The 26398-nt window shown below is 69.4% G+C and carries 20 protein-coding genes and 1 pseudogene; 7 read left to right on the top strand and 14 right to left on the bottom strand.

Annotated elements, in window-relative coordinates; genetic code table 11:
* Positions 1-4: 4 nt before the first annotated feature.
* The 11 genes from L942_RS14220 to L942_RS14170 all read right to left on the bottom strand — a co-directional run bounded on the left by L942_RS14220 (position 5) and on the right by L942_RS14170 (position 15382).
* Entirely contained in the window at positions 5-1534 is a 1530-nt protein-coding gene (locus L942_RS14220) for a right-handed parallel beta-helix repeat-containing protein (RefSeq protein ID WP_037360355.1), read from the bottom strand.
* Entirely contained in the window at positions 1531-3411 is a 1881-nt protein-coding gene (locus L942_RS14215) for a heparinase II/III family protein (protein WP_037360081.1), read from the bottom strand. The genes L942_RS14220 and L942_RS14215 overlap by 4 nt, the downstream gene beginning before the upstream one ends.
* Positions 3411-5576, bottom strand: coding sequence for a bi-domain-containing oxidoreductase (locus tag L942_RS14210; RefSeq protein WP_037360079.1), 2166 nt, complete (start codon positions 5574-5576; stop codon positions 3411-3413). The genes L942_RS14215 and L942_RS14210 overlap by 1 nt, the downstream gene beginning before the upstream one ends.
* The gene (gene asnB / locus L942_RS14205) at positions 5573-7477 is read right to left on the bottom strand and encodes an asparagine synthase (glutamine-hydrolyzing) (protein ID WP_037360076.1); all 1905 of its coding nucleotides are present in this window, start codon (positions 7475-7477) and stop codon (positions 5573-5575) included. The genes L942_RS14210 and asnB overlap by 4 nt, the downstream gene beginning before the upstream one ends.
* Before the next feature lie 14 nt (positions 7478-7491).
* A complete protein-coding gene (locus L942_RS14200) occupies positions 7492-9078 on the bottom strand; it encodes a Wzz/FepE/Etk N-terminal domain-containing protein (RefSeq protein ID WP_037360074.1) in 1587 nt (528 codons plus the stop codon).
* On the bottom strand, positions 9075-10388 hold the full coding sequence (locus tag L942_RS14195) for an exopolysaccharide biosynthesis protein (protein WP_200862812.1): 1314 nt from the start codon (positions 10386-10388) through the stop codon (positions 9075-9077). Before L942_RS14195 ends, L942_RS14200 begins: the two co-directional genes overlap by 4 nt.
* A gap of 137 nt (positions 10389-10525) precedes the next feature.
* Entirely contained in the window at positions 10526-11599 is a 1074-nt protein-coding gene (locus L942_RS14190; protein ID WP_440201319.1) for a glycosyltransferase family 4 protein, read from the bottom strand.
* Between the two features lie 130 nt (positions 11600-11729).
* Positions 11730-13064 (bottom strand): nucleotide sugar dehydrogenase, encoded by a 1335-nt coding sequence (locus tag L942_RS14185; RefSeq protein WP_037360349.1) that lies wholly within the window; start codon positions 13062-13064, stop codon positions 11730-11732.
* A 219-nt stretch (positions 13065-13283) separates the two neighbouring features.
* Complete coding sequence (locus L942_RS14180) at positions 13284-13970, bottom strand: glycoside hydrolase family 75 protein (protein WP_037360070.1); 687 nt, start codon at positions 13968-13970, stop codon at positions 13284-13286.
* A gap of 142 nt (positions 13971-14112) precedes the next feature.
* Positions 14113-14742, bottom strand: coding sequence for a polysaccharide deacetylase family protein (locus tag L942_RS14175; RefSeq protein ID WP_037360068.1), 630 nt, complete (start codon positions 14740-14742; stop codon positions 14113-14115).
* 178 nt (positions 14743-14920) lie between these two features.
* Positions 14921-15382 carry a CGNR zinc finger domain-containing protein gene (locus tag L942_RS14170; protein WP_037360066.1) on the bottom strand — a complete coding sequence of 154 codons (462 nt, stop codon included), beginning with the start codon at positions 15380-15382 and terminating at the stop codon, positions 14921-14923.
* A 96-nt stretch (positions 15383-15478) separates the two neighbouring features.
* Here L942_RS14170 and L942_RS14165 point away from each other — a divergent pair.
* Positions 15479-16338: pseudogene (locus L942_RS14165) on the top strand (alpha/beta fold hydrolase).
* Positions 16339-16385: 47 nt separating this feature from the next.
* Positions 16386-17342 carry a hypothetical protein gene (locus L942_RS14160; protein WP_037360064.1) on the top strand — a complete coding sequence of 319 codons (957 nt, stop codon included), beginning with the start codon at positions 16386-16388 and terminating at the stop codon, positions 17340-17342.
* A gap of 1 nt (position 17343) precedes the next feature.
* Here the strand turns inward: L942_RS14160 and ddaH are convergent, their stop codons facing one another.
* Positions 17344-18189, bottom strand: a complete 846-nt coding sequence (gene ddaH / locus L942_RS14155) for a dimethylargininase (RefSeq protein WP_106964897.1) — start codon at positions 18187-18189, stop codon at positions 17344-17346.
* Between the two features lie 74 nt (positions 18190-18263).
* Between ddaH and L942_RS14150 the strand changes: the two genes are divergently transcribed.
* From L942_RS14150 to L942_RS14135, 4 genes are all read left to right on the top strand, one after another.
* On the top strand, positions 18264-18707 hold the full coding sequence (locus tag L942_RS14150) for an Lrp/AsnC family transcriptional regulator (RefSeq protein WP_037360062.1): 444 nt from the start codon (positions 18264-18266) through the stop codon (positions 18705-18707).
* A gap of 50 nt (positions 18708-18757) precedes the next feature.
* Positions 18758-19519, top strand: coding sequence for an enoyl-CoA hydratase (locus L942_RS14145; protein ID WP_037360060.1), 762 nt, complete (start codon positions 18758-18760; stop codon positions 19517-19519).
* 286 nt (positions 19520-19805) lie between these two features.
* On the top strand, positions 19806-21734 hold the full coding sequence (locus L942_RS14140; protein ID WP_037360058.1) for a 2-oxoacid:acceptor oxidoreductase subunit alpha: 1929 nt from the start codon (positions 19806-19808) through the stop codon (positions 21732-21734).
* Positions 21731-22795 carry a 2-oxoacid:ferredoxin oxidoreductase subunit beta gene (locus L942_RS14135; RefSeq protein ID WP_037360057.1) on the top strand — a complete coding sequence of 355 codons (1065 nt, stop codon included), beginning with the start codon at positions 21731-21733 and terminating at the stop codon, positions 22793-22795. Before L942_RS14140 ends, L942_RS14135 begins: the two co-directional genes overlap by 4 nt.
* Positions 22796-22858: 63 nt before the next feature.
* Here L942_RS14135 and L942_RS14130 read toward each other — a convergent pair whose 3' ends face one another.
* Together L942_RS14130 and L942_RS14125 are read right to left on the bottom strand one after the other, a co-directional pair.
* Positions 22859-24247, bottom strand: coding sequence for a LapA family protein (locus tag L942_RS14130; protein ID WP_037360055.1), 1389 nt, complete (start codon positions 24245-24247; stop codon positions 22859-22861).
* A gap of 12 nt (positions 24248-24259) precedes the next feature.
* The gene (locus L942_RS14125; protein ID WP_037360053.1) at positions 24260-25297 is read right to left on the bottom strand and encodes a polyprenyl synthetase family protein; all 1038 of its coding nucleotides are present in this window, start codon (positions 25295-25297) and stop codon (positions 24260-24262) included.
* A 260-nt stretch (positions 25298-25557) separates the two neighbouring features.
* On the opposite strand from L942_RS14125, the gene L942_RS14120 reads away from it, so the two are divergent.
* Positions 25558-26208, top strand: a complete 651-nt coding sequence (locus tag L942_RS14120) for a hypothetical protein (protein WP_037360051.1) — start codon at positions 25558-25560, stop codon at positions 26206-26208.
* Positions 26209-26398: the final 190 nt, after the last annotated feature.

The raw sequence follows: 26398 nt of genomic DNA, 5'->3' as shown, positions 1-26398 counted from the left end.
CACGTCAGCCACCCCCGTTCGGCCGGTAGCTCGAATTCGCGTCCTGGTGATACGGCGCGCTCTGCCATTCGCCGATCCCGATGATGTTGCTCATTTCCCGGGCGACGAACGTCCACGGCCCGGTATAAGCGTTGTCGTGCCAGGAATTGCCCTGCTGGAAGGTGATCGCCTGCTGGATCACCGCGCCCTGGTACGGCGACCAGTCCGGGTAACTGCCGAAATTCGACAGCACGCCCATCCGGCCGCACACTTCCTCGCAGCCGAGCGCCTTCGAGTTGATCGTGAACTGGTTGTGCTGCACCACGACTCGCTGGGTCTTCCACCGGCAGTCGTCGTACAGCGGTTTCTTCGAGATCGCCGGAGCGGAGCAGGTCGAGACGTTCGGCACGAGCTTCGTGCACGAGCCGCTGGAGGTGTTGGCCGGACTGTTGCAGAACCGGTCGGCATTTTCCCACAGGATGACGCCGTTCCAGTTGTCCTGCAGGAGGTTTCCGGATATTTCGAGATTGTTCGTCCGGGCCTTCAACCGCGGTTCGCCGCCGGATTCGGAAATGTACACCGTGGCGGACGGGAACGGGTCGCCGCGGTCGGCGTGCGCGCGGCCGTCGAGCAGGTTGTTGCGGCGGAACGTGTTGTTGCGGATGATCGCGTTGTAGCTGGTCTCGTAAATGATCGCGGCGCTGTCGTTGTTCTCGATCAGGTTGCCCTCGATCAGGAAATCGTTGTTGTTCGTGTCGGCCCACAGCCCGGTGCCGCGGTTGTCGTGCACCCAGTTGCCGATGACGTCCGCGCCGTCCACCGCCCAGAACTTCATGCCGCCGGTGCATCCGCATTCCGGGACCTTGGCTTCCCAGTTCGCGGTGTTGTTGCCGGTGACCTCGGTGCCGCGCAGCACCAACCCGGTCACCGCCGCGGTGCCGGAGTAGGCGTTCAGGCCGTACTGGCCGTTGCGTCGCAGGCAGCTGTCGAGGATCTGCTGCTTCGGCCCGGCCATCACCCCGGCCCCGTCGTTGTCCTGCACGGTCAGGTGCTGGATCACCCAGCCAGGAGCCGAATCGTGGTTGACCACGCCCTCGTCGCGCGGCGCGGTGAAGCCCTGCACGGTGAACGATTCGAGCCGGACGTCCTTGCCCGGACCGGCGAAGGCGTACCGGTTCTTCTTCCGCCCGTCGAACACCGCGCCGGGAGCCCCGAGATAGACGTCCCCGTCTTTGGGCTGGACCTGCGCGTACTCGTCCTCGCTGAGCCGGTGCGTGCCCGGAGCGAGCCAGAACGTGGTGCCCGGCGGGGAGCTCTTCGTCTTCGCCGACAGGTCGTCCACCACCGCCGGATTCACCTGGACGGCCCCGGCCGGCGCGGTCGCCGGACCGGGCGGCACGTGGTCGCAGACCGCGGCGACCGGGCCCTGCGGCGACGTCGATCCGGCGGCCGGCGCGGGCGCGGCCCCGGACGAACTGCACGAAGCCAGCGCGAGCGGGAGCAGAGCGCCCAGCAGCAGCAACGTCCTTCGCACGGTGGATCCTCTCGACATCAGGGCAGGCGGAGCACAGTGGTCAGCGGCCCGGTGACGGGACCGGAGCCGATGAGCGTGGTGGCGGGTTCCCGGCGGCCGAAGCCGGGCGAGTACCAGCCCAGCGGCGGATTCGTCTCGCCCCGATGCGCGGTCCAGGCGAGCTGCGGAGGAAGATCCAGCGTCGCGGTGCGGCCGGGCCAGCTGAGCTGGGCGGTGTTGCCCTCCAGGTCGACCGCCAGCAGCGGGCCGAGATGGAAGGCGAGTGTGGCCGCGCCCCCGCCGGTCACCTCGTCGACCACGGTCAGCGTCCGGCCGGACAGCTCGACGGTGCGGCGGTGCAACGCCGGGGCGTACCCGTCGTGTTCGGCCTGCCACCGGGTGGGCGTCGAGGCGAGGGTGCGCGAGTTGGCATGCCGAGTCCACAGGAACGGGCCGCCGGAACTCGATTGGTCGACTCCGCCGACCTGCAGCGTGTTGTGGCCGAGCGTGGAGCGGAAGTACGCGCGCCACTCGGGTTCGCCGTGGTAGCAGTAGGTTCCGGGGTCGGCGAGCAGGTCGACGCCGTCGTGCCTCACCTCAATAGACAACGCGTCGGCGTGCGCGTGCGCGGCGATGGCGAGGAAACCGTGCGGACCGCTGTCGCATCGGCACCAGATCTCCGGCCCGTATTCGCTGCGCAGGATGGTCATGCCGGCGTCCGAGAAAACCGGGCGCTGACGGGCGTTGTCGAGTCGCGGCACCCGGGAGCGCAGCACGGCGAACAACGCGGTGCGCACGTCGTCGACAGGCATCTTCGGCCACCACTCGGCCCGGCCGAACAGCGCGTCGCCGGTGGCCAGCAGCGAATGCCAGCGGTCCGTCTCCGGCCCGTCCACGATCAGGCCGTAGCCGTCGTCGGCGTCGCCTTGCCGCGGCGGGCGCCCGGCACAGTCCACCATTGCCGCGAGCGCGTCGCACATCGCGCGCAGTTCCAGCCAGGTCGAACGAGGCAGCCACGGTCCGGCTTCCAGCGCGGCGGCAAGGCCCAGCTCCAGCACCAGCCCGTGGTACTCGGTGGCCAGTTCGCGGTTCAGCCCGGACGCGAAGGTGTTGGCGCGCAAGTGAAAGTCCAGCGAGCGGATCGCATCGGACCGCCAGCGAGCGGACTCCGGGTACCAGTCAAAAGCGCACGCCGCCGCGAGCTGTCCGGCGGACTCGGCCAGCACGTGGTTGTTCGCCGACGTCCCCCGGCTCGGGAACGCCGCCAGCCACCGCTGGTGGTGCCAGATCTGCCGCAGCGCGTCGGGATTGTCCTCGAACAGTCCGGGGGCGCCGGACCAGCCGTCCAGCAGCCGGCGCACCCACACCCACGACAGCAGCCGGATCCCCAATTCGATCCCGCTCAGCCAGTGCACGCCGCGCATCGGCGGGTTGGCCGACCACCACGACTTCAGGTGGTCGGCCACGCGATGCGCGTACCGGTCGTCGCCGGTCACCCGGTACGCCGCGGCCAGCACCGTCAGATGCTGGTGCCGCGAGGGTTCCCAGATCTGCTTGATGTCGCCGATCGCGTTCTCGTCCCGGTACGGGATCTCGAACGAATACCGGTCCCCCGGCGCGCGGCGGCCGGTCTTCGGGTCGAACATCCAATCCGGTGCGACGAGGTCGTCCCGCGCGACGCCGAAGTACTCGGCGTGCCCGTCCATCAGCCGGTCCGCCGCCGCGAGCAGGCGGGCCCGCCCGGCCGCGGGCACCTCCGGCTCGGCGGGCCAGGACGGGAACCGCCGGGTCGCCGACCAGGTCGGCTGCCGTTGAGGTTCCCCGCGCCACCGCCGCTTGCGCACCACGTCGCCGACCCGGCCGACGATCTCCGCCGGCCCCATCGCGGACAGCCGGCGCAGGTACCAGGACGGGTCCATCACTGCTCCAGCCGCACCGGCGCGCCGGTTTCGAGGCTGCGGTGCACGGCCAGCGTCGCCAGCGTCGTGGACACGAGCGAATCGAGGCTGATCGGCATCGCGACGCCGGTCTTCAACGCGGTGATGAACGCGTCGAGTTCTGCCTGTTGGCCCTTGTCCCGGGCCTTCGGCAGCCGCGAACTGGTCCAGCGCTTGCGTCCATACACCGAGGCACGGACGAAATCGTCGAATTTCAGCACCTTGCCGTCGGCGAGCACCTCGAGCGTTTCCTTGGGGAAGGAGGTGCTACCGCTGGTGAGGTAGCTGATCGTCGCCGTCGAACCATCGGCGTAGCGCAGCAGCACCTGCAGATCGTGGTTGCCGGGAGTGCCGGTGGCGTAGACCGACACCGGGTCGCTGCCGAGGAACCAGCTGATCGTGTCGATGAAGTGCCCGCCCTCGCCGACGAACCGGCTGCCCTCGGAATCGGCCTGGTTGTACCAGCTGTTCGCGTCCAGCCGCCCCGCGTTGACCAGGTACCGCACCGAAGCCGGGCCGACCCGCGGGCCGAACTGGTTCTTCGCCTCGACCAGCAGCGGCGCGAACCGGCGGTTGAACCCGACCTGCAGCCGGTTGTTGCCCGATTCCGCCACCGCGTCCACAACACTGCGCAGTTCCTTCTCCGACAACGCGAGCGGCTTCTCCACGAAGACCGCCTTGCCCGCCAAGAGCGCGCGCCGCGTCAGCTCCGCGTGCGAGCTGTGCCGGGTCACCACGAAGACCGTGCTGACCTGGTCGTCCTCCAGCAACGCATCGACATCGGTGCTCGCCGTGCCGAAGCCGAACTTGCGTTTTGCGTTCGCCCCGGACAGCGCCGACGTCGTGACGACGTCGGTGAGCAGCACCCGCTCGTCCCCGGCCAGGTGCGGCAGGATCATCGACGACGCGTAATTGCCCGCGCCGATGAACCCGATCCGCAGGTCACGCAACGGCTCCGCCCGTTTGTCGACGACCGGAGCCGCCGGAACCGCGGACACGACGCTCTCGTCCTCCGCGGGCGGCGCGTCCGGGTAGCGGAAGAGCACCGCCACCGCTTTCAACGAACCCTCGTTGAGCGCCCGGTAGGTCTCGACCGCGTTCGCGAAGTCCGCGGTGTGGCTGATCAGCGGTGTCACGTCGAGCTTCCCCCGCGCGGCCAGGTCGAGGAAGCACTCCAGGTTGCGCCGTTCCGTCCAGCGCACGTAGCCGATCGGGTAGTCGCGGCCCTCCAGTTCGTACGCCGGGTCGTAACGGCCCGGTCCGTAGGAGCGGGAGAACCGGACGTCGAGTTCCTTTTCGTAGTAGGCGTTCCACGGCAGGTTCAGCGAGATCTTGCCGATGTCCACCACCCGGCCGCGGTCGCGCGCGAGCCGCGCGGCCAGCTCCACCGGATCGTTCGACGCCCCGCCCGCCGCGAGATACACCTGGTCCACACCGTGTCCACCGGACAGCTCGGCCACCGCCTGGTCGACCTCGCCGGACGCCGGGTGCCCGCACACCAGCGCGCCCAGTTCCCGCGCGAGTTCGCAGCGCTGCGCATCGGGGTCCACGCCGACCACGCGCACCCCGCTCGCGACCAGCAACTGCACCACCAGCTGCCCGATCAGGCCGAGCCCGATGACCAGCGTGAGGTCGCCGAGCTGCGGTTCCCCGCGCCGGACGCCCTGCATCGCGATCGCGCCGACCGTCGCGAACGCCGCCTGCCGCGGCGAAAGCCCGGCCGGCACCTTCGCGTACAGGTTCTTCGGTACCCAGTTCAGCTCACTGTGCAGCGCGTGCTCGTTCCCGGCGCACGCCACGAGGTCGCCGACCACCACGTCGTCGATGCCCTCGCCGACCTGCTCGACCACGCCGCACAGCGAATAACCCAGCGGCGTGTAGGAATCGAGCTTCCCGGACACCTTGCGATACGTCGCCGCGAGCCCGTTCGTCGCGACGCTCTGCATGACCTTCGCGACCTGGTCCGGACGCGACCGGGCCTTGCCCAGCAGCGACATCCCCGCCTCGGACACCTTCATCATCTCGGTGCCGGTCGAGATCAGCGAGTACTGGCTGTGCACCAGCACGCCGCCTGGTTTGCACGCCGGCACCGGGACGTCGAGCAGGGCCAGCTCGCCGCTCTTGTAGTTCTGCACTACCTGTTTCACTGGACTCCTAGCCGCTCGCCGCGGAGGGCCCCGCGGTACCAGTACTCGAGGGTCAGCACGTGCCAAAGATGTTTCGCGCGGTCTTCGCGCCCGGCGGCGTCCTCGGCCACCAGCTTGCGCAGGGCGTCGCGGCGCAGGAAGCCCGACTCGACCAGGACACCGTCCTCGATGACCTCCCGCACCAGCGGCGCGAGGTCCCGGCTCATCCACGCCCGCAGCGGAGCGCTGAACAGACCCTTCGGCCGGTACACGATTTCGTCCGGCAGGATCGCCGTGGCCGCCTTCTTCAACGCCACCTTGCCTTGGCGGCCGGCGATCTTCTCCCGGCCCGGCACCCGGAACGCCGCCCGGACCACTTCGACGTCCACAAAGGGCGTCCGCACCTCGGTGGAAGCGGCCATGGTGGACCGATCGGTGTAGGCGAGATTCAAGCCGGGCAGGAACATCCGCGCGTCGGCGAGGCACATCCGGTTGACCCGGTCGGTCAGTTTCGTGTCGTAGTAGAGGTCGGCATGCTCGGCGAGCACGTCGTCCACTTCGGACTGGAGGTCCGGCGAGACCAGGTCGAGCAGCTCGGCCCGGTCGTACATGGTGTAGCTGCGCCGGAACGCCGTTTCCTCCGGAAGGTCCGCGAAGGACAGAAACCGCTTCGCGAACCGCACCGACCGGTAACCGCGGGTGGCGGACGCGACCGGCAGCCGGTCGACCGCCGCCCCGATCGCCCGGCGGGCCACCCCGGGCACCCGCCGGTACCGCAACGCCAGCAGGTTCGCCACATGCTTGCGGTACCCGGCGAAGAGCTCGTCCGCGCCCATCCCGGACAGCAGCACCTTGACCCCGGCCTCGCGGGCCGCTGAGCAGATCAAATACGAGTTGATCGCCGCCGGGTCGCCGATCGGTTCGTCCAGGTGGTGCGTCATCCGCGGCAGCAGCTCCTGCACGTCCGGCGCGATCTCGATCTCGTGCAGGTCCACGCCGAACTGCCGGGCGACGATCCGTGCGTACCGCAGGTCGTCCGGCATCGCCTCGAATTTCGCGTCCTCGGGACGGAAACCGATCGTGTAAGCCGAAATCCCCGGCTGCTCGCGGGCGGCCAGCGCGGTGAGGTAGCTGGAGTCGAGTCCCCCGGAAAGGAACGTCGCCACCGGGACGTCGGACAGCAAATGCTTGCGGGTGGAATCCTCGACCACCGCGTGCAGGTCGACTTCGCCGCGATACGCCGCGCCTTCCTCGGCTACCTCGCGGAGCGACCAGTAAGTCCCGGTGTCCGTACTGCCGTCCGGCCGGAACCGCAGCCAGGTACCCGGCGGCAGTTTCTCCGCCTCGCGGTAAGCGCATCGGCTGTCCGGGACCCAGTAGTACAGCAGGGACGCGATCATCGCCGCCTGGTCCACGTTCAGGGTGTCTCCGAGTTCGCGAGCCAGCGCTTTCAGCTCCGACGCGAACACGACCCCGCCTCCGCGGCGCACGAAGAACAGCGGCTTGATGCCCAACTGGTCCCGCACGAGCACCAGCTCGCCGGTGCGTTCGTCGTACACCGCGAAGGCGAACATCCCGCGCAGTCGCGGCAGGCAGTCCGTCCCCCACTCCCGCCAGGCCCGCAGCAGCACCTCGGTGTCGGAGGTGCCGCGGAACCGGATCCCGGCGGCTTCGAGTTCGGCTCGCAGCTCCGGCGCGTTGTACAGCTCGCCGTTGTAGGTCAGGGCAAGGCCCTCGGCCGTCATCGGCTGCGCGCCCGTTTCCGACAGGTCCACGATGGACAGCCGCCGATGTCCTAAGTGGACACTCCGGTGGTCGTAGCGGCCGTCGCCGTCCGGGCCTCGGTGCGCGAGGCACTGGGTCAGCCGGTCGGTGAGCGGGCCGCCGTCCGGCCAGCTGTACGCGCCCGCGATGCCGCACATGCGCTTGGTTCCCCCTAGCTTTCCTGGACGGGCTTGAGCCGCCTCGTCGGCGCGTCCGGATCCGCCGGCGGACGTCCCCGGTCGAGCGGACGGAGCCGGCGCTCGGTGTCGCGCTTGCCGGGCCACTCGATCGGCTTGGTTTCGTCGCGCAGTTCCCGCTCGACTGCCTCGTCCTGTTTCTTCGCGACTACCGCCGCCCGCCCGCGCAACGCCGTGTGCAGTCCGTCCCAGAGCGTGCCGTCAGTGCGGTCCTTCGGATCCGGATCGACCAGCACCACGCCGAGGATCGGCACGCCGCAGTCGGCGAGTTGCCGCGCGACGGTGTGCAGCCACTGAGTGTTCGCGAACCCGGCGCGCACCACCAGCACGGTCTCGGCGCCCAGCGACGACAGGTCGGTCCACGCCGTGCCCGGGCCGGCCGTGCCGACCCCGACCCGGCGCACCGCGCGCGCCACCGCCGGGTCGCCCGCCTCGACGACTTGGACGTTCCCGTCCACCGGCAGCTTCGACACGTTCTTGCCCGGCAGGTCGTCCACGAGCACCACCGGACCGTCCTCGGCCAGCGACCGGCCGAGTTCCACCGCCAGCTCCGCCGTGGGCGCAGCCGCGCCGATCTCCAGCAGCGACAGCGAAGCGCGGTCTTCTCGAGCCGCGCGCGCGAGCGTGAGCGCGACCCGGCGGGTGTCGGTCACCGCCTTCGAACGCCGCCGCAACTTCGCCGGCCCGATCGGCTTCACACCGATCTGCGCGATGACCGAGGCACCGAGGTGCTGCGAAATTTCGCGGCGCAAAACCGGCCGGTCCCGGACCAACGCGGTCACCGCGGCGAACGCGAGCCCGAGTGCGAGACCCAGCGCCAGGCCGACGCCGGCGGGCGTGCCATAGGTCTTCAGCTTCGACACCGGCTGGATCGCCGGGCTGTCCACGATCTGGGTCCCGGCGATGACCTCCGGCGACCCGATCCCGGCCTGCTGCGCCTGGTTCTGCAGATCGGCGATCTTCGACACCAGGTTCGCGCGCTGGGTGTACAGCTGCTCCAGCGCACCCGCGTTGGAGTTGCGTCCCTTCGCGACCTCGGTCGCCGCCTGGTTGTCGATGTCCGCGAGCTGCGCCTGCGCCTGATCCCGCTGCTGCAGCAATGCCTTCGAGCGACCGATCGCGGCGGCTTGCGTGCGCTGCGTGTGGTCGGCGATGAACGCTTCCGCGAGCGCCTTCGCCTTCGCGACCGCGTCGTCCTTGGTCTTCGCCTTGACCGTCACCTGCATGACGTTGTTGGTAAGGCCGAGCCCGGCGTAGTCCTTCAGGAAATCCGACGGCGATTCGGTGCTGTTGATCCGTTTCAGCGCGGCCGCCGCCATGTTCGCCGTCGAAAGCACGGCGACGTCGGTCCGCATCAGCGTGCCGCTGTCGGTCGGCGAATCGTCCGGGTGGATCACCATGATCTTCGTGACCGCGGTGGGCGGGGCGGGCAGCAGGACCGCCACCGCGCAGCCGAGAATCAGCCCGGCCAGCGCGGTCGTCAGCCAGAACCGGCGCTTGCGCCGCAGCGCGACCACCAGCTGCTGGAGATCGACCAGCGGCTGGACCTGTTCGGCGCTCACCGCGCACCCGCCAGCTCGCCGGTGCGCTGCTTCGCGACCGGTTTCTGCTTCGGTCCGCCAGCCAGACGGACTTCGCGGGCCAGCACGGCACCGAGAATGTCGTGCCCGGCGTCCGAGCACGCCTCCGAAATCGAAACCAACTCCCACGCGTTGCGCGAGCCGAGCGACACCACCACGAGCACCCCCGCCGTTCCGTCCGGCACGATCGGTTGCGCCCCGGGCACCACCTCGATTTCCGCCACGGCCACCTCGTCACGGAGACGGTCGCCACGCGCGGTCTCCGCGAACTGTTCCGCGACCTTCCGCGCCGAGGCGTCCCCGCGCGGGACGAGAATGAGCAGTCGCAGCACTCCGTCGCGATCCGCGCCCAGCCGCGCCAGCACACGGCGGTACCGGACCTCGCGCGCCGCGTCGCCCGCGGAGGCCGGCACCTCGGGCAGATTCCACGGCCGGTCGTTCCCGACCGCCTTCCGCCACCACTTCGCCGGCGCGTCCGAGGCCGCCGGGACGTCGATGCTCGCGAGCACCGGCGCACCCAGTGCGGCACCGATTTCGCCCTCGCTGCGCGGCCTGCGGTCAGTCCGCGCGCCGAAGAGGTAGGCCAGGATTCCGAGCACGAAGAACAGCGCCGCGCCGCCGGCCGTCAACTGCAGGAAGGTCGGTGCGGACGGCGAGGACGGCCGTTCGGACGGGCCGAGCACGACCATGTTGCCCGCGCCGGTCGCCGCGTCGGCCGCGTTGAGGTTGTTGACCGCCTGTTCCAGGGCCGTCCGCAAGCCCTGCAACGTCGTGCGGGCCTGGACGCCCTCGACGGAGTCTCCGTTCTCCACGGCCTTCGACAGGTCGAGGATCCGCTGGTTGGTCTGGGTGATCTGCTGCCGCAGCGCTTCCTTCTGCTGTTGCGCGAGCTGCGCGGCCTGATCGGCGGAATTTCCGAGCAATTGCGTCGAATACTTCACGAACTCGCCCGCAACCTGGTCGGCCAGTTGCTGCGAGCGCTCCGGACTGGAGCCTTTCGCGGTAATCGTCACGACATTGCCCTGCGCGACCGACGCGGCGACCGATTTCTGCAAATCCGTCCCGCGAATTCCGAGTCCCAGCGCCGCGGACGCCCGGTCGAGCACGACCGAACTCGTCGCCACCTGCGCCTCGGTCAGCAGTTCGTCCGGCTGCCGCGGCCCCTGCAGCAGCACGCTGGCCTGCGCCTCGTAGCCCGGGGAAAGCACGGTGGAAGCCCCGGCCCCGACACCCGCGCCGACCACGGCGAGCAACAGCAACGCTCGCCAGCGCCGGCGCACCACCTTTCCCACGACGGAGAGGCGTATTGTTTCGTCACTCAAAACAGGGTCTCCCCTCACGGGCCGACGCACGGGTCATTGACCCCGTCGCGACACCGCACCGGTTGGTTACACCATCCGGCCGAACCTTGTTCGAACCGCGACCCGCCTCAACCCAGCGCACGCTCGTACGCCTTGATCAACGCCGCCTGCGAATTGCCCCAGGCGAGCGGTCCGCGCACGCGTTCCCGGCCGAGCTTGCCCATCCGTTCCCGCTGCTCCGGGTCGTCCAGGAGCACCGCGACGAGCTTCGCGAACTCCGCGACGTCGTTGGCCGGCGCGTAAAGCGCCGCCTCGCCCGCCGAAACCCGCGCTTCGCGCAGCTCGAACGACACCATCGGTTTGCCCATGGCCATGTACTCCATGACCTTGTTCATCGTCGACACGTCGTTGAGCGGGTTGAGCGGATCCGGCGAAAGGCACACGTCGGCCGCGGACAAATACCGCAGCAGATCCTCGTCGGACACCCGGCCGGTGAATTCCACCTGCCCGGACAAACCGAGCCGATGCGACAACGCGACCATCTCGTCGAACGTGTCACCGGCCCCGACGAACACCGCGTGCCAGTCGTCACGGCCCACCTCGTCGCGCAGGGAAGCAAGCGCGCGCAGGGCGTAATCCACGCCGTCCTGCGGACCCATCACGCCGAGGTAGCACAGCAGATTCGGTTTGCCCCGCTTGAGTTCCGGCTCCACCGGCACCTCGTGGAACCGCTCCACGACAGGCGCGCTGCGGACCACGAACACGTCGTCCGGCCGCTTGCCGCCGCGGATCCGCGCGACCTGGCGGTAGCTCTCGTTGGTCGCGATCACGACATCGGCCGCGCGGTAGGTGGCGCGTTCCAACGCACAAACCCCGCGGTAAAGGAAATCCTGCCCGCGGTCGAACCGAGACAGATACAGTTCCGGCACCAGGTCGTGTTGATCGAAAATGAACTTCGCACCCCGTCTTCGCAACATCCGGGCGACCAGGAACAGCAGATCCGGCGGGTTGCAGGCGTGCACGACGTCGACCGGGCCGATCTTGCGCGCGAGCCGGAACGTGTGCCACAGCGCGGATCCGTATTCGCGCGCGTACCCGGCCGGTCCGCCGGTCGCCGCTCGCAGGGGGTACCGGTGGAGGTGCACGCCGTCGAGAACGACCTCGGCCTCGGTGTCCCGTTTCGTGCCTTGGGGGCAGATCACGTGCACCGTCATCCCGGCGTCGCGCAGCGTCTGGCATTCCTGCCACACGCGCCGGTCGAACGGCACGGACAGATTCTCCACGAGAATCAGCGCGACCCGGTTCCGCAGGATTTCGCTTTCGGAAAAGCCCTCACCAGGCAAGGCCGACGTACCCCTCTTCCGCCCGGCGCGCGGCGGCGTCCGGGACGCGGACCAGATCGACCAGCACCGGCCCGCTGCCGTGCGGCAGAGCGGCCAGCACCTCCGGGTCCGAGGTGCCGATCAAGCACACTTCGGCGTGGTCGAGCACCTCCCGCACCGACCCGGCGAGCAGCTGCCCGAGATGCGGCAGCCGGCTTTCGATGTACTCGCGGTTGGCCCCCATCAGCCGCGACAGGCTGACGTTGGCGTCGTAGATCTTGAGCTCGTATCCCTTGCCCAGCAAGCGTTCCGCGAGTTCGACCAGCGGGCTCTCGCGCAGGTCGTCGGTGCCCGGTTTGAACGAAAGCCCGAACAGCCCGACCTTGCGTTTCCCGGTCCGCGCGACCAGTTCGAACGCCCGGTGGAGATGTTCGGTGTTCGACGGCAGCACGTGAGCCAGCAACGGCACCGAGACGTCCGCCTGCCGCGCGGCGTAGACCAGCCCGCGCAGATCCTTCGGCAGGCACGAACCGCCGAAGGCGAACCCGGGCCGCAGGTACGCCGGGCTGATGTTGAGCTTGCGGTCGGCCAGGAAGACGTCCATCACCTGATGCGAATCGAGCCCGAGCGCACGGCAGATCGCGCCGAGTTCGTTCGCGAAACCGATCTTCACGCCGTGGAAAGCGTTGTCCGCGTACTTCGTCATCTCCGCGACCGGGATCGGCACGCGGAACACGTCACCGGGAAGGCGGTCGTACAGCTTCGCCACGACGTCCCCGCTGGCCGCGTCGAACTCGCCGATCACCGTTTTCGGCGGCTGGAAGAAGTCTCGGACGCTGGTGCCCTCGCGGAGGAATTCCGGGTTCACCGCGACGCCGAAGTCGACCCCCGCGGTACCGCCGCTGTGTTTTTCCAGGATCGGCACGAGCAGTCCGAGACAGGTGCCCGGCAGCATCGTGCTCCGGAACACCACGGTGTGCCGAACCTCGTTGTTTCCCAGAGCTTTTCGTTCTTTTAACGCCTCGCCGATCTCCTCGGCGACGCGCTGCAGATATTCGGTGGAAAGACTCCCGTTGGGCGCGGACGGCGTGCCTACGCACACCAGGGAAACGTCCGTCGAGAGGATCGCCTCGGCCACCTCGGTCGTGGCGCGCAGGGCACCGGAAGCGACCACCTCCGCGGTCAGTTCCCCGATCCGTTCTTCGACCACCGGAGCCTTGCCGGCGGTCACGAGAGCCACCTTCGCCGGATTGACGTCCACTCCGACGACCTCGTGTCCTTCTCCCGCGAGGCAAGCCGCGGACACACACCCGACGTACCCCAGCCCGAAGACGCTGATCTTCACCACGGAACCTCCGCCCGACCGCTCGCTGCTCATTGGTCGGAGCGCGGACGGGCTTCGTTACCGGTTCCGCATAACAAGGCGGGAATCCGCGTCACCGCACGGATTCCCGCCCTGGACCGCCATCGGACCGCTGGTTACCCCATCCGGCCGCATCGGCAGGGGAATTTGCCCACGGTTGTCCGGAAAAGGCAGTGAATGCCTTCCGAGGCTTCGGAAAATTCAGTTTCCGCCCACGAATGCCGACGCCAGCTTCTGCCCGGTGCTCGTCGCCGCGGCGTGGTCCTCGATCGGGTTCACCGCCGAGTTCTTGAAGCACACGTACGTCACGCCGGAGTCGACCCCGCCGTTCTTCGGGTCTGGGTTGATGCCCAGGTCCTTCGCCGTCGCGTAGGACGCTTCGCCGATGATCTTGTTCGGGCCGGTGTCTCCGATGACCGCGTACTCGACCTTGCCGTTGTAGATCACCGCGCAGGATCCGCCGCCGCGGAGGCCGGACTTTTCGTAGTTCCAGATGCTGCTCGAACTCGGGACGACGATGTACGGGAGTTTGGCGGCGTTGAGCGGCTTGCCGTCGGATTGCGGGAACGCGGTGTCGGGGTAGAAGCAGCAGTCGGTGTTCTCGTTGCACTGCGTCGTGCGCTGGCCGTCGCAGTCGATGTCCATGTCGGCTTTCCAGAAGACCGCCTTGCCCGCGTCGCACACCGGGACGGTCGCGCTGCCGGCGTCTTCGTCGGTTTTGTATTTGCCGTTGGAGATCTGCTTGCAGGAGGCCACCTTGGCGAGGATCTGATCCGCGGTCGGGCCCGCCTGGACCGCTTCGGCGGTGGTGGTCGCCGCGGAGGCGAGCGCGGTGGGCAGGACGGCGGCGGCGATCGCCAGAATCGCGAGCAGGACGAGTTTCCGCATCGACGCTCCCTGTTTATTAGGAAACTTTCCTTACGGCGGCGCGCGCTCAGGATGCCGCCGAACGGATGCGGTCACAACCCGCCGAAAGAGGGGGTTTTTCCCGTCGGACCGCACAGTCCGGTGAACGGAACCCCCGAAGGAATCAACGTCCGGGGCGGGAAGCCCAGCGGGCGGGGAATCGACGCGGGCGGCTCATCGCCTCGGCCCAGCGCGGGTTCAGGTCCGACCGGATCTCCGTCCGGGGACGCACCAGCGCCGCACCGCGCACCCCGCCGACATTCGCGTACACCCGGGTCGCCCCGGCCTCGCGCAGATGTGTCAGCACTCGCCGGTCGAACCGGCCCTCCGGCAGCGAAAACCGCCGCACCGGCGTCCCGCTCAGTTGCTCCAGCAGCCGCGGCGCTTCGTCCAGCTCGCGGCGCACCGCGAAGGACCCGTCGAGCCGCCGCCAGTCCAGCCGGTCCCAGCCGTGCGACCCGACGTGCATGCCGGCGTCCACCAGCTGCCGCAGCCCGGCGCGGTCCACGTAGCCGCGCTCGCCGACCCGGCCGGCCAACGGGAAGAACTCGGCATAAAGCCCGCGCTCGACCAGCCGCGGCAACGCGATCTCGACGTCCGAGGAGTTGCCGTCGTCGAAGGTGAGCTGCGCACCGGTCACGGAGACGACGTCCAGGAGCGCGTCGAACTGCTCCACGGTGATCCACCGCTCGTCCTCACCCGGATCGAGAGCCCGCTGGGGCTTTCCAATGCCGTGCACCGCAAAGGTGATCATCGCGCCTCCCGTCCGAACTACCGTACCCGATTAATCGGATTCGCAAACGGAGTAGTTACCGGTGCCGATCCCATGGTCAACAGCGCACTTCCTGCGCAGCGAAAACACTCGCGCAGGAAAATCGGAGGACGTCCACACTTGTAGACAGCCCACCATCTTCACACCTTTGGGTGAAGATTCAATGATTCCGTTGATAGTGCCGCCGCACCTTCTCCCGGTTGCCGCAGGCGGCCATCGAGCACCATCGCGCGCGGTTCGCCCGGCTGCGATCGAGCAGGAACAGCTGGCATTCGTCGTTGGCACAAGCCCGCAACCGCCCGGGAAGATCCTTTTCGATCGCCGCCCAATCCAGCACCGCTTCGACGGCCAGCCGAGCATGCGGCGGCGTCTCGACCGACCAGCGAAGACCGTCCGCGGAAACCTCCGGCACCTGCCGCACGCCCTCGAGCAGCGGCCGCAGGGCCACCGGCGAGGCGTCGCCCCGCACGACGTCGCGCAGGAGATCCCGCGCCTGCCGCAGCAGCTCCAGCTCCGCGCCACTGCCGTCCCCGCCGTGCTCAACCGCCCATTGCCGGCCGAGCGCGTCCTGCTCCGCGCCATTCACCAGCGGCCTGCTGTTGAGCAGGGCGAGCACATCCATCGAAGCTCCTAACCAGATCAAACCCTTTGACAGGTTAGCTCGACCGTGGTTCGCCGGCGAGCACCTAACCAGATTGAAACTGCAAAGGGGTTAGTCATGATCCGGCACCGGACGGCCACCGTCGACGGCCAGCAGCTCTTCTACCGCGAGGCCGGCCCCGCCGGCGCGCCCGCGATCGTCCTGCTGCACGGGTATCCGACCAGCTCCTTCATGTTCCGGAACTCATCCCGCTGCTGGCCGATCGCTACCGCGTCATCGCGCCCGACCACCTCGGCTTCGGCCACTCCGCCGCCCCCGGCGCGGACGAGTTCGACTACACCTTCGCCGCCCTCGCCGACCTCACCTCCGGCCTGCTCGACCAGCTCCGCCTGGACCGCTACGCGGTTTACGTCCAGGACTACGGCGCCCCGATCGCCTGGCGGCTCGCGCTCAAGCACCCGGACCGGATTTCCGCGATCGTCACGCAGAACGGCAACGGGTACGAGGAAGGCTTCGTCGACTCGTTCTGGGCCGGGCTCTGGGCCTACGGCGCGAACCCCGGCCCGGACACCGAACCGGCCGTCCGCACCGCGCTGAGCTACGCCGCCATCCGCTGGCAGTACCTGCACGGCGTCCCCGACCCGAGCCTGGTCAGCCCGGATACCTGGGAGCACGATTACGCCCGGGTCTCCCGCCCGGGCAACGACGAAATCCAGCTGGCGCTGTTCCGCGACTACCAGCACAACCGGCCGCTTTACCCGCGGCTGCACGAATTCCTGCGCACCCATGACGTCCCGGTGCTCGCCGTGTGGGGCCGCAATGACGAGATCTTCGGCCCGGCCGGAGCGGAAGCCTTCGCCCGCGACGCCAAAGACGCCGAGGTGCACCTGATCGACGGAGGCCACTTCCTGCTCGAAAGCCACCTCGACGTGGTCGCGGGCTACCTGCGCGGCTTCCTCGGCCGGGTGCTGAGGTAGGCGGAAATACCGACCCGGATCCGCCGCACAGCCCGGAAAATCGACGGGTGCTCGACCTTCTGAAAACTCGCCCGCGCTTGGTCGCCGCGATCATCGTCGCCGTCGTCTTCGGCACCGGCGCGGTGCTGTCCCTGACGAACCGCTCGGACGACGAGACCGCCGCCAGCAGCGCACCGGCCAGCAGCCCCGCGGCCACGACCAGCTCCCTGGCCAGCGTCAGCCCGCCGAGCAGCACCGCCAACCCGGCTCCGCTCGACCCGGCGGGCTACCAGAAGCTCCTCACCGACCTCGGCGCGTCGATCACCGCGGCCGCCCAGCGGCTCGGGCAGACGACCACCGCCGCCGCGCTCAAGGACGCGGGCACGGCTCTCGACGATGCGATCACTCAGGCAGTCCGCCAGCTCGACGCCGCCACACCCCCGGACGCCGTTCGCGCGGCCAACCGAGACTTGATCACCGATCTCAACGCGGTCGACGCCAGCGCTCTCCCCGAGGTCATCAACCCGACGTTCGACAACAAGCTGTGCGGCGGCCTTTCCGCTACGTCGGTGCTGAGCCGCAACCAAGCCGTCGCCGGGCTGCGCGACAGCCTCGCGAAACTGGCCACCGCCGACCCCGCTCACCCCTACCGCCTCGGCCCGCTGTTCCCGGACCCCCAGCCGGAACCGAACCGCAGCCTGGCGAACGAAACGGTCATCACCGGAGCGGGCGGCGGCAAGAACGCCATCTTCGTCAAGAACGTCTCCGGCACCGACCAGGCCGTGACACTGGCGGACGGCGACTACACCGTCTACAGCACCGGCGGCTTCGACTGGGACGCCGCGACCGGCCGCTTCACCCGCGACTGCTCATTCTCGAAGTTCAGCGTAGCCGCCTCAATGAAGGACAACGGGTACCCGCATACCAACCTCGAGCTCACCGTGCGCAAGATCGATCCGGCCGCGCTCCCCTCCGGGCTGTTCCCGGAACAAAGCGCGATCGACCCGACGGAGTACCCGCACTGACCTACTTGCGGATCTCCAGCGTGCAGCACTTCGGCCCGCCGCCGGCCTTCCGCAGCTCCGAGATGTCCACGTACACCGGCTCATACCCGCGCTCGGCCAGCCGTGCGCCCAGGTCCGTCGCTTCGACCGGCAGCACGACATTGCGGCCGTCGGACACCCCGTTCAGCCCGAAGCACTCCGCATCGGCCGCGGTGGCGAGGACGGCGTCGGGGAACATCCGGCGCAGCACGCGCTGCGATCCCGGCGAGAACGCGTCCGGGTAGTAGACGATCTGCGCGGCCGTCGTGTCGGTCGCCTCGGCCAGCACGAACAGCGCGGTGTCGAGGTGGTAGTAGCGCGGGTCGATCAGCCGCAGCGACACGACCGGGACCCCGAGCACCTCCTGCGCCTCGGCGTGCGCGGCCGGGTCGGTGCGGAAGCCGGTGCCGGCCAGCAGCAGCCGTCCGGTCCAGGCGAAATCGCCCTCGGCCTCGTTGATCTTCTCCGGCATGGTCAGGTCGCGGTAGCCGTGTTCGAGGAACCAGCGGCGGAAGTGCTCCGCCTCGGCGGCGCGCTGCGGGGCGCGGAACCGGGAGCCGAGCACGCGCCCGTCCACGACGGTGCCCGAGTTGGCCGCGAACACCATGTCCGGCAGGCCGGGTTGCGGGTCGATTTCCTCGACGGTGTGGCCGAGGCGGCGGTAGGTGTCGCGCAGCTCGGTCCACTGCGCGACGGCGACGTCCGCGCTGACCGGCTTCGAGGGGTCCATCCAGGGGTTGATCGCGTAGTCGACGGCGAAATAACGGGGCGGGCACATCAGGTAACGGCGGGGCGTCGGCACCCGCGGCGGCACAACCTCTCCCTGCATGCAACCAGGCTAAGGTCGACCTAATCTCGCAATCAATCGCTGTTCACTGCGCACCTGCGTGCTAAACATTGCGTGTGAACACCATCGACCAGCGAATCGTTTCCTGCCTGGTGGCCAACGCCCGTTCCAGCTACGCGGAGATCGGCAAGGTGGTCGGGCTGTCCGCCCCGGCGGTGAAACGACGCGTGGACCGGCTGCTGGAAACAGGCGTGCTGCGCGGCTTCACCGCGGTCGTCGACCCGGAGGCGCTCGGCTGGGGCACCGAAGCCTTCGTCGAGGTCCACTGCCAGGGCAACGTCACGCCCGGCCGGATCCGCGCCCGGCTCGAACCGCTGACCGAGGTCGTCGCCGCGTACACGGTGTCCGGCGCGGCGGACGCGATCGTGCACCTGCGCGCCTCCGACATCCACCACCTGGAGACCGCGCTGGAACGGCTGCGCGGGCTGGAAATCATCGACCGCACGGTGTCCACGGTCGTGCTCTCCCGGCTGTTGGAACGCCCGCCGACGCCCTCGTAAGTGACGGTGCTAACCAGCGGCGGCGTACCCGGGCCTGAGATGCTCGGGCCATGACCGACCGCATCCACAGCGAGCACGACCAAGGCGTCGCGCTGCTCACCGTCGACGCCCCGAAAAGCCGCAACGCGCTCACCCTCGACCTCTCCGCCGAGCTGGCCGCGGCGGTCGCGCGCGCCGAAGCCGACGAGAGCGTGCACGCCGTGATCGTTACTGGCGCCCCGCCGGCCTTCTGCGCGGGCGCGGACCTCACCGCACTCGGGAAGGCCGACGCCGAAGGACTGCGTTCGGTGTACGCGGGCTTCCTAGCGGTCGCGGGCTGCCGCCTGCCGACGATCGCCGCGGTCGGCGGGGCCGCCGTCGGCGCTGGTCTGAACCTTGCGCTGGCCGCCGACGTCCGGCTCGTGGGACCGCACGCCAAGTTCATCCCGCGGTTCCTCGAACTCGGCCTGCACCCCGGCGGCGGCATGACCTGGATGTCGCAACGGATCCTCGGTCCGCAGCAGGCCTCCGCGATGGCGCTGTTCGGCGAAACCCTTACCGCGGAAGCCGCAGTACAGGCGGGGTTCGCCCTGCGTTTGGTGGACGGCGGCCACGACGCACTGGTCCAGGCCGCGCGCGACCTCGCCGCCCCGACGGTCGCCGCTCCGCGCGAGGTCGTGCTGTCCACCAAGCGGACCATGCGGCAGACGAGCGCGCTGACCGAACACGCCGCGGCGGTCGACGCCGAACTCACCCCGCAGCTGGAATCGCTGGCCGCACCGGCATTCGCCGAGCGGCTGGCGGCGATGAAGGCGCGCATCAGCGGCCGCTGAACCGGACCGCGCACAAATTCCCACATTCCGGGAACCCTCAACCTGGAGCAAACTGCTGGTCAGTGCCGCGCGGGCGGCAAGAGACGCGCGTCACTCCGGACCGCGGCCGGATTCGCCCTACGATCGAGGGCACCCCGGCGGGCATTCGGTCTGCGTACCCCACACTTGACCGCACTCGGGCCGCGGCCAGGGGCGCGGCGAGTAACCTCGGAAGCAGGCCTCGGCGGGCTCCCCGGGGAGCCGACCCTGGCCCGCAGCACGCCGGGAGAGAGGGATTCCCTGACCCATGAGCACCAGTGCGAACGGCAGCGCGGCCGGCAACGGGCAAGGCGCGCTGACCGCTTCCCGCTCCACCGAGGTGAACAAGCTGGACCGGGTGGTCATCCGGTTTGCCGGCGACTCGGGCGACGGGATGCAGCTGACCGGCGACCGGTTCACCTCGGAGGCCGCGGCGTTCGGGAACGACCTGTCGACGATGCCCAACTTCCCCGCCGAGATCCGGGCGCCCCAGGGCACGATCCCCGGCGTCTCGTCCTTCCAGGTGCATTTCGCCGACTACGACATCCTCACCCCGGGCGACCGGCCGGACGTGCTCGTCGCGATGAACCCCGCCGCGCTCAAGGCGAACCTGCGCGACGTCCCCCAGGGCGGGACGATCATCCTCAACACCGACGAGTTCACCAAGCGGAACCTGGTGAAGGTCGGCTACGAGACCGACCCGCTCGACGACGATTCGCTGTCGGCGTTCCAGGTGCACCGGGTCGCCATGTCGAGCCTGACCCAGGGCGCGCTGGCCGACACCGGCCTCGGCAAGAAGGACGCCGAACGCTGCAAGAACATGTTCGCGCTCGGCCTGCTGTCGTGGATGTACCACCGGCCGACCGAGGGCACCGAGCGGTTCCTGCGCGAGAAGTTCGCGAAGAAGCCCGACATCGCCGAGGCCAACATCCTGGCCTTCCGGGCGGGCTGGAACTACGGCGAGACCACCGAATCGTTCGCGACCACCTTCGAGGTCGCGCCCGCGAAGCTGGACAAGGGCACCTACCGGCAGATCACCGGCAACACCGCGCTGGCGTACGGGATCATCGCCGCCGGACAGCAGTCCGGGCTGCAGATCCTGCTCGGCACCTACCCGATCACCCCGGCCTCGGACGTGCTGCACGAACTGTCCAAGCACAAGAACTTCGGCATCGTCACCTTCCAGGCCGAGGACGAGATCGCCGGCATCGGCGCCGCGCTCGGCGCCTCCTACGGCGGGGCGCTGGGCATCACCTCCACCTCCGGCCCGGGCGTCGCGCTCAAGTCCGAGACCATCGGCCTCGGCGTGATGACCGAACTGCCGCTGGTGATCGTCGACGTGCAGCGCGGCGGCCCGTCCACCGGCCTGCCGACCAAGACCGAACAGGCCGACCTGCTGCAGGCGATGTTCGGCCGCAACGGCGAATCGCCGGTCCCGATCGTCGCGCCGCTCTCGCCCGCCGACTGCTTCGACGCCGCGATCGAGGCCACCCGGATCGCGCTCAAGTACCGCACGCCGGTGCTGCTGCTGTCCGACGGCGCGATCGCCAACGGCTCCGAACCGTGGCTGATCCCGAACGTCGAGGACCTGCCGGACCTGCGCGTGGAATTCGCGTCCGAACCCAACTCCGGCAACGGATCCGGCGAGTTCTGGCCGTATGTGCGCGACCCGGAGACCCTCGCCCGGGCGTGGGCCATCCCCGGCACTCCCGGACTGCAGCACCGCATCGGCGGGCTGGAGAAGGCCGACGGCACCGGCCACATCTCCTACGACCCGGACAACCACGACAAGATGGTGCGGCTGCGCCAGGCCAAGATCGACGGCATCGACGTGCCGGACCTGCAGGTCGACGACCCCTCCTGCGAAGCCCGCGTGCTCGCGCTGGGCTGGGGCTCGTCCTACGGCCCGATCGGCGCGGCCTGCCGCCGCGTCCGCAAGCTCGGCATGCCGATCGCGCAAGCGCACCTGCGCCACCTCAACCCGCTGCCGCGCAACCTCGGCGACGTGCTGGCCCGCTACGACCGGGTCGTGGTCCCCGAGATGAACCTGGGCCAGCTCGCGCTGCTGCTGCGGGCGAAGTACCTGGTCGACGTGCACTCCCACACCAAGGTCGCCGGCCTGCCGTTCAAGGCCGAGGAACTGCAGAACGTGTTCGCCGACATCATCGCCAACCTCGTTCCGGAGGGCGTCAAGTGACCGCCATCGATCTCGGGCTGCCGCAGCTCGGCGGCATCGACCTGGTGCCGACCACCGACGAACCGCAGAAGGCCAAGGACTACAAGTCCGACCAGGAAGTCCGCTGGTGCCCCGGCTGCGGCGACTACGTCGTGCTCAACGCCGTGCAGTCCTTCCTGCCGACCCTCGGGCTCAAACGCGAGAACATCGTCTTCATCTCCGGCATCGGCTGCTCCTCGCGGTTCCCGTACTACCTCAACACCTACGGCATGCACTCGATCCACGGCCGCGCGCCGTCGATCGCGACCGGGCTCGCCACCACCCGCCCGGACCTGTCGGTATGGGTCGTCACCGGCGACGGCGACGCCCTGTCCATCGGCGGCAACCACCTGATCCACGCCTTGCGGCGCAACGTGAACATCAAAATCCTGCTGTTCAACAACCGGATCTACGGGCTCACCAAGGGCCAGTACTCGCCCACCTCCGACCAGGGCATGGTCACCAAATCCACCCCGATGGGCTCGCTGGACACCCCGTTCAACCCGCTGTCGCTGGCCATCGGCGCGGAAGCCTCGTTCGTCGGCCGCGCGCTCGACTCCGACCGCAAAGGCCTCACCGAAGTCCTCGAAGCCGCCGCGAAACACCGCGGCTCCGCACTGGTCGAGATCTACCAGAACTGCCCCATCTTCAACGACGGCGCCTTCGACGTCCTCAAAGACAAAGACGAAGCCGCCTCCCGGCTCATCCCGCTCCGCGCCGGCGAACCGATCCGCTTCGGCCCCGAAGGCGAATACGGCGTCCGCCGCGGCGACTGGGGCGGCCTCGACGTCGGCAAGGTCGCCGAAATCGGCGAAGACAACCTCGTCGTCCACGACCCCACCATCGCCGACACGTCGTACGCCTTCGCGCTGTCCCGCCTCGGCGACCAGAACCTCAACCACGTCCCCACCGGCATCCTCCGCCAAGTCGAACGCCCCACCTACGACGACGCGGCGCGCGCTCAGGTCGAGCAAGCGCGTGAGGCGCGGAAACCGGACCTGCAGGGACTGTTGCGCGGCAAGGACACCTGGACCGTCGTTTAGTCCACTTACGACAAAGGCCGCCACCCCCGAACCCGGGGATGGCGGCCTTTGTCGTAAGTGGACTCAGTGCAGGGGCCGGAAGCCGACCCGCTCAGCGTCGGCGGCGCTGCGGAACCACACCTCAGCCACCATCTTCGGGAACTGCGGCGAATCCTCCGTGCAATACCGCAACGCCGTCACGCTCGCCTTGACCGAGAAGCCCTCCGCCGGTCGGCCGCCACCCGGCCGCGGCATCGCCGACCCCGGACCGAACGGCCCCGGCGGTACCGCGTCGTCCGCGGTCTGCCGCGCCGGCGGCGGTTCCGGAGCGGCCATCGCGGCCTGATTCGGCTGCACGGACGGCTCGAACAGCGAACCGCTGTGGCCCCCGGCGAGGTCCGGTTCGCGGCGCTCGACCGGGCGCATCGACGGCTGGATCGGCCGCGGCGGGTCGAACCCGCCGCGCGGGGCTTCGCGACGCTGCCGCTTCGGCAGGCCCTGGCTGCTTTCCGGGACGTCCTCTGTGGACGGAGCGGCGGCGGGCTCGGGGCTCGGGATCAGGTGATCGGTCGTCGACTCCTCTTCGAGGTGCCCGACGGACGATTCGGCCGGCTCGGCGGGTTCCTCGAACGGCGACCGCTGCGCGGTGCCCGGCTGACTGAACCAATCCGGCTCGGGTTCGGTCGCGCGGCCGGGGCCTGGACGGAACAGCGAGACCGGCTCGGACTTCGAAGCGGCGCTGTCGAGCGGAGCCGGGTCGAGCCGTCGCTCCAAAGAGGACAGGCCGTCGGCGGGCTCGGCCACGTGCCGTCCCGGCTCCTCCTCGGCGGGGCGGACCGGTTCGGCGCGGTCCGCCTCGGGAACGTCGGCCGGCTCCGGACGGCGGTGGTACCCGCTGTCGTGCTCGTCCGCTGGTTCGGCGACGCGGTGGTAGCCGCTGTCGTGGTCCTCGGCCGGCTCGGCGATGCGGTGCGAACCGGTGTCGGCCGGCTGCAGGTACTCGGTGGCCGCGGTGCGGTAGGCCGAGCCGGATTCCTCCGGGGCGCTCTCGGCGGGCGCGCTGTCGAAAAGACCGTTCGCTGCTTGGTGTTCGCGGGCCTCGGCCTGCGCGAACGCTTCGTCGACGTCGTCGTCCGACGGCTTCGAAGAGTCCGCTGCGGCCGCCGGTTCCGGAGCCGTGCGGTACTCCGCGTCGTACTCGGCCTCCGGCTCGAACGCGCTCGTCGCCTGGATGACTTCGGTCGGCGCGTGCTCGCGGCGGTCTCTGGTCCAGTCCTCCGCGGGCGGCAGCACCGCGGTGCGCGCGGGCGTGCTGGCCGCGGCGCGGGCCGTGTCGGCGTGCGCGCTCGCCAGTTCCGTTTCCAGTTCACTTACCCGCTTGCGCGCCGGACGCGCCAGCACCAGCCAGGCGAGGACCGCGCCGACAACGAAGGCCAGCAGGCTCCAGAGCCACACCTGCCCGAAAATGGACATCTTCCGCCCCTTTTAGAACGTTCGCGCGACCAGGTAGTCGGCGACCGACTCGCAAGCGTCGCGCGCAGGGGAAGCGGGCAGCGAGGCGAGCTCGGCACGTGCTCGGGAAGCGTAGTCGGAAAGAGTTTCGCGCGCGCGTTCGAGGCCGCTGGAACGGCGCAGCAGCTCGAGCGCCTCGGCCACCAGCGCGTCGTCGGTGATCGGGCCGGCGAGCAGCTCGACGAGCCGCGGGTCGGTGTCCGGATCGGCCAGCGCGTACAGCATGGGCAGCGTACGGACGCCTTCCCGCAGGTCAGTGCCCTGCGCCTTGCCCAGCTCGACCGAGGGCGACGCGATGTCGATGACGTCGTCGGAGATCTGGAAGGCCGCGCCGATGATCTCGCCGAAGCGGCGCAGCGCCTGGATGTGCTCCTCGGCCGCGCCGGACATCATGCCGCCGAAGCGCCCGGACGTCGCGATCAGCGACCCGGTCTTCTGCGCGATGACGGTGAGGTAGTGCTCGACCGGATCGTCGCCGGGGCCCGGGCCCACGGTCTCCCGCATCTGGCCGCTGACCAGCTCGCCGAACGTCTCGGCGATGATCCGCGCGGCGTCCGTGCCGAGGTCGGCGACGAGCCGGGAGGCGTGCGCGAAGAGGTAGTCGCCGGTGAGGATGGCGACGGTGTTGTCCCAGCGCGAGTTGACGCTCTCCGCGCCGCGCCGCATGGTCGCCTCGTCCATCACGTCGTCGTGGTACAGCGTCGCCAGGTGGACCAGCTCGACCGCCGCGGCCGCGATCAGCACCTGCTCGCCCTGCTTGGGGCCGAACTGCGCGGACAGCAGCGTGAACAGCGGACGAAAACGTTTGCCCCCCGCCTCGACCAGGTGCAACGCCGCGTCGTGCACCGCGGGCACGTCACTCTTCACGACGTCCCGCAGCATCGTCTCGACGTCCGCCAGCCCGCCCGCGATGGCGCGCAACAGCGGCTCGTCCTGGATCTGCAGTCCGACGGTCGCGCGCAGGTCCTCGACAGCGCCATCCCGGGCCGCCCCCGGAGGTGGTGAAGACACAGACACGTCGGCTCCGCTCTCTCGTGGCGCTCTTCGCCAGTCGGTTACCCCCTTCAGGGTAGTGGTTGCCCCGCGGCCCGCGTTTACCCGCTGTCCTGCGGAAACGGTGACGAACGCGACACTGCTGCCCCCGGCCCCCGCCAGCCCACGAACGGGTTGATCCGCGATCCCGGACGGGTGATCGCCGCCCGAGGACGCAACGGGCGATTCGGACCTGCGGATAGTCCTGTGGAGGCAGCTACCGCAGCGAGGAGACGAACATGATCATCAAGCGCGCCGCACTGGCCACCGCGGCACTGGCCGCCACCGGTTTGCTCTCCGCTGCCGGGACCGCCGCCGCGGACACCCCGGCCGGAGTCGCCGACCTCGGCAACGCGACGTTCACGAAGGCCGGGTCCGCGATCTCCATCCCGACGCAGGCCCCCTGCGCCGTGGAGGGCCCGACCAGCGCCTCCGCGACACCCGTGTCCCGCCTCGGCGTCACCTTCGGCGGCGGCACGTCCTCGTGCACCACGGAGGTCACCGACCCGGCGAACGACGTCACCACCACGACGTCGACCGCCGCCGGAAACAACTTCGAACTCTCGGCCCTGGTGAGCGCAGGCGGAAAACGAATCCGCATCTCGTCGTACACGGTGACCTGCAAGGCAACCCAAGCCGGCACCAACGCGAACTGGACCCTCAGCGGCCTCACCGGAATCAGCGGCCTGCCGTCCCCGATCCCCGCGAACTACACCAAGCCGCTGACGAAATCGGACGGAACGCTACTGGCGAACGCGGTCTTCAACATCCAAACCATGCCCGGCGACGGAAGCATGACCCTGACCATGCTCCGCATCGACTTCGCCCCCGCCTCAGGCGCAACCGGCTCCGTCACCGTAGGCCACACCGCCTGCTCCCCGACTCCGTAAAAGCCGTGAAGGGCTCCTTGAAGGAATCTAATTCCCTCAAGGAGCCCTTCACGCCCCCACCGCAGCCACTGCACCCCACTAGAGCCAGGCGCCCACCCCTCCCCCGCAGCCGATGCACCCACCAAACCCAGGCACCCACCCCTCCCCCGCCCCCGATACGAAGCCAAAAACACGGCGCGGGGGTGCTTGT

The sequence above is a fragment of the Amycolatopsis orientalis DSM 43388 genome, from assembly GCF_000411975.1.
In the GTDB taxonomy this organism is placed as follows: Bacteria; Actinomycetota; Actinomycetes; order Mycobacteriales; family Pseudonocardiaceae; genus Amycolatopsis; species Amycolatopsis orientalis_D.
Note: the sequence above shows the minus strand (reverse complement) of the source record. Positions and strands in the feature narration are given on the sequence as shown.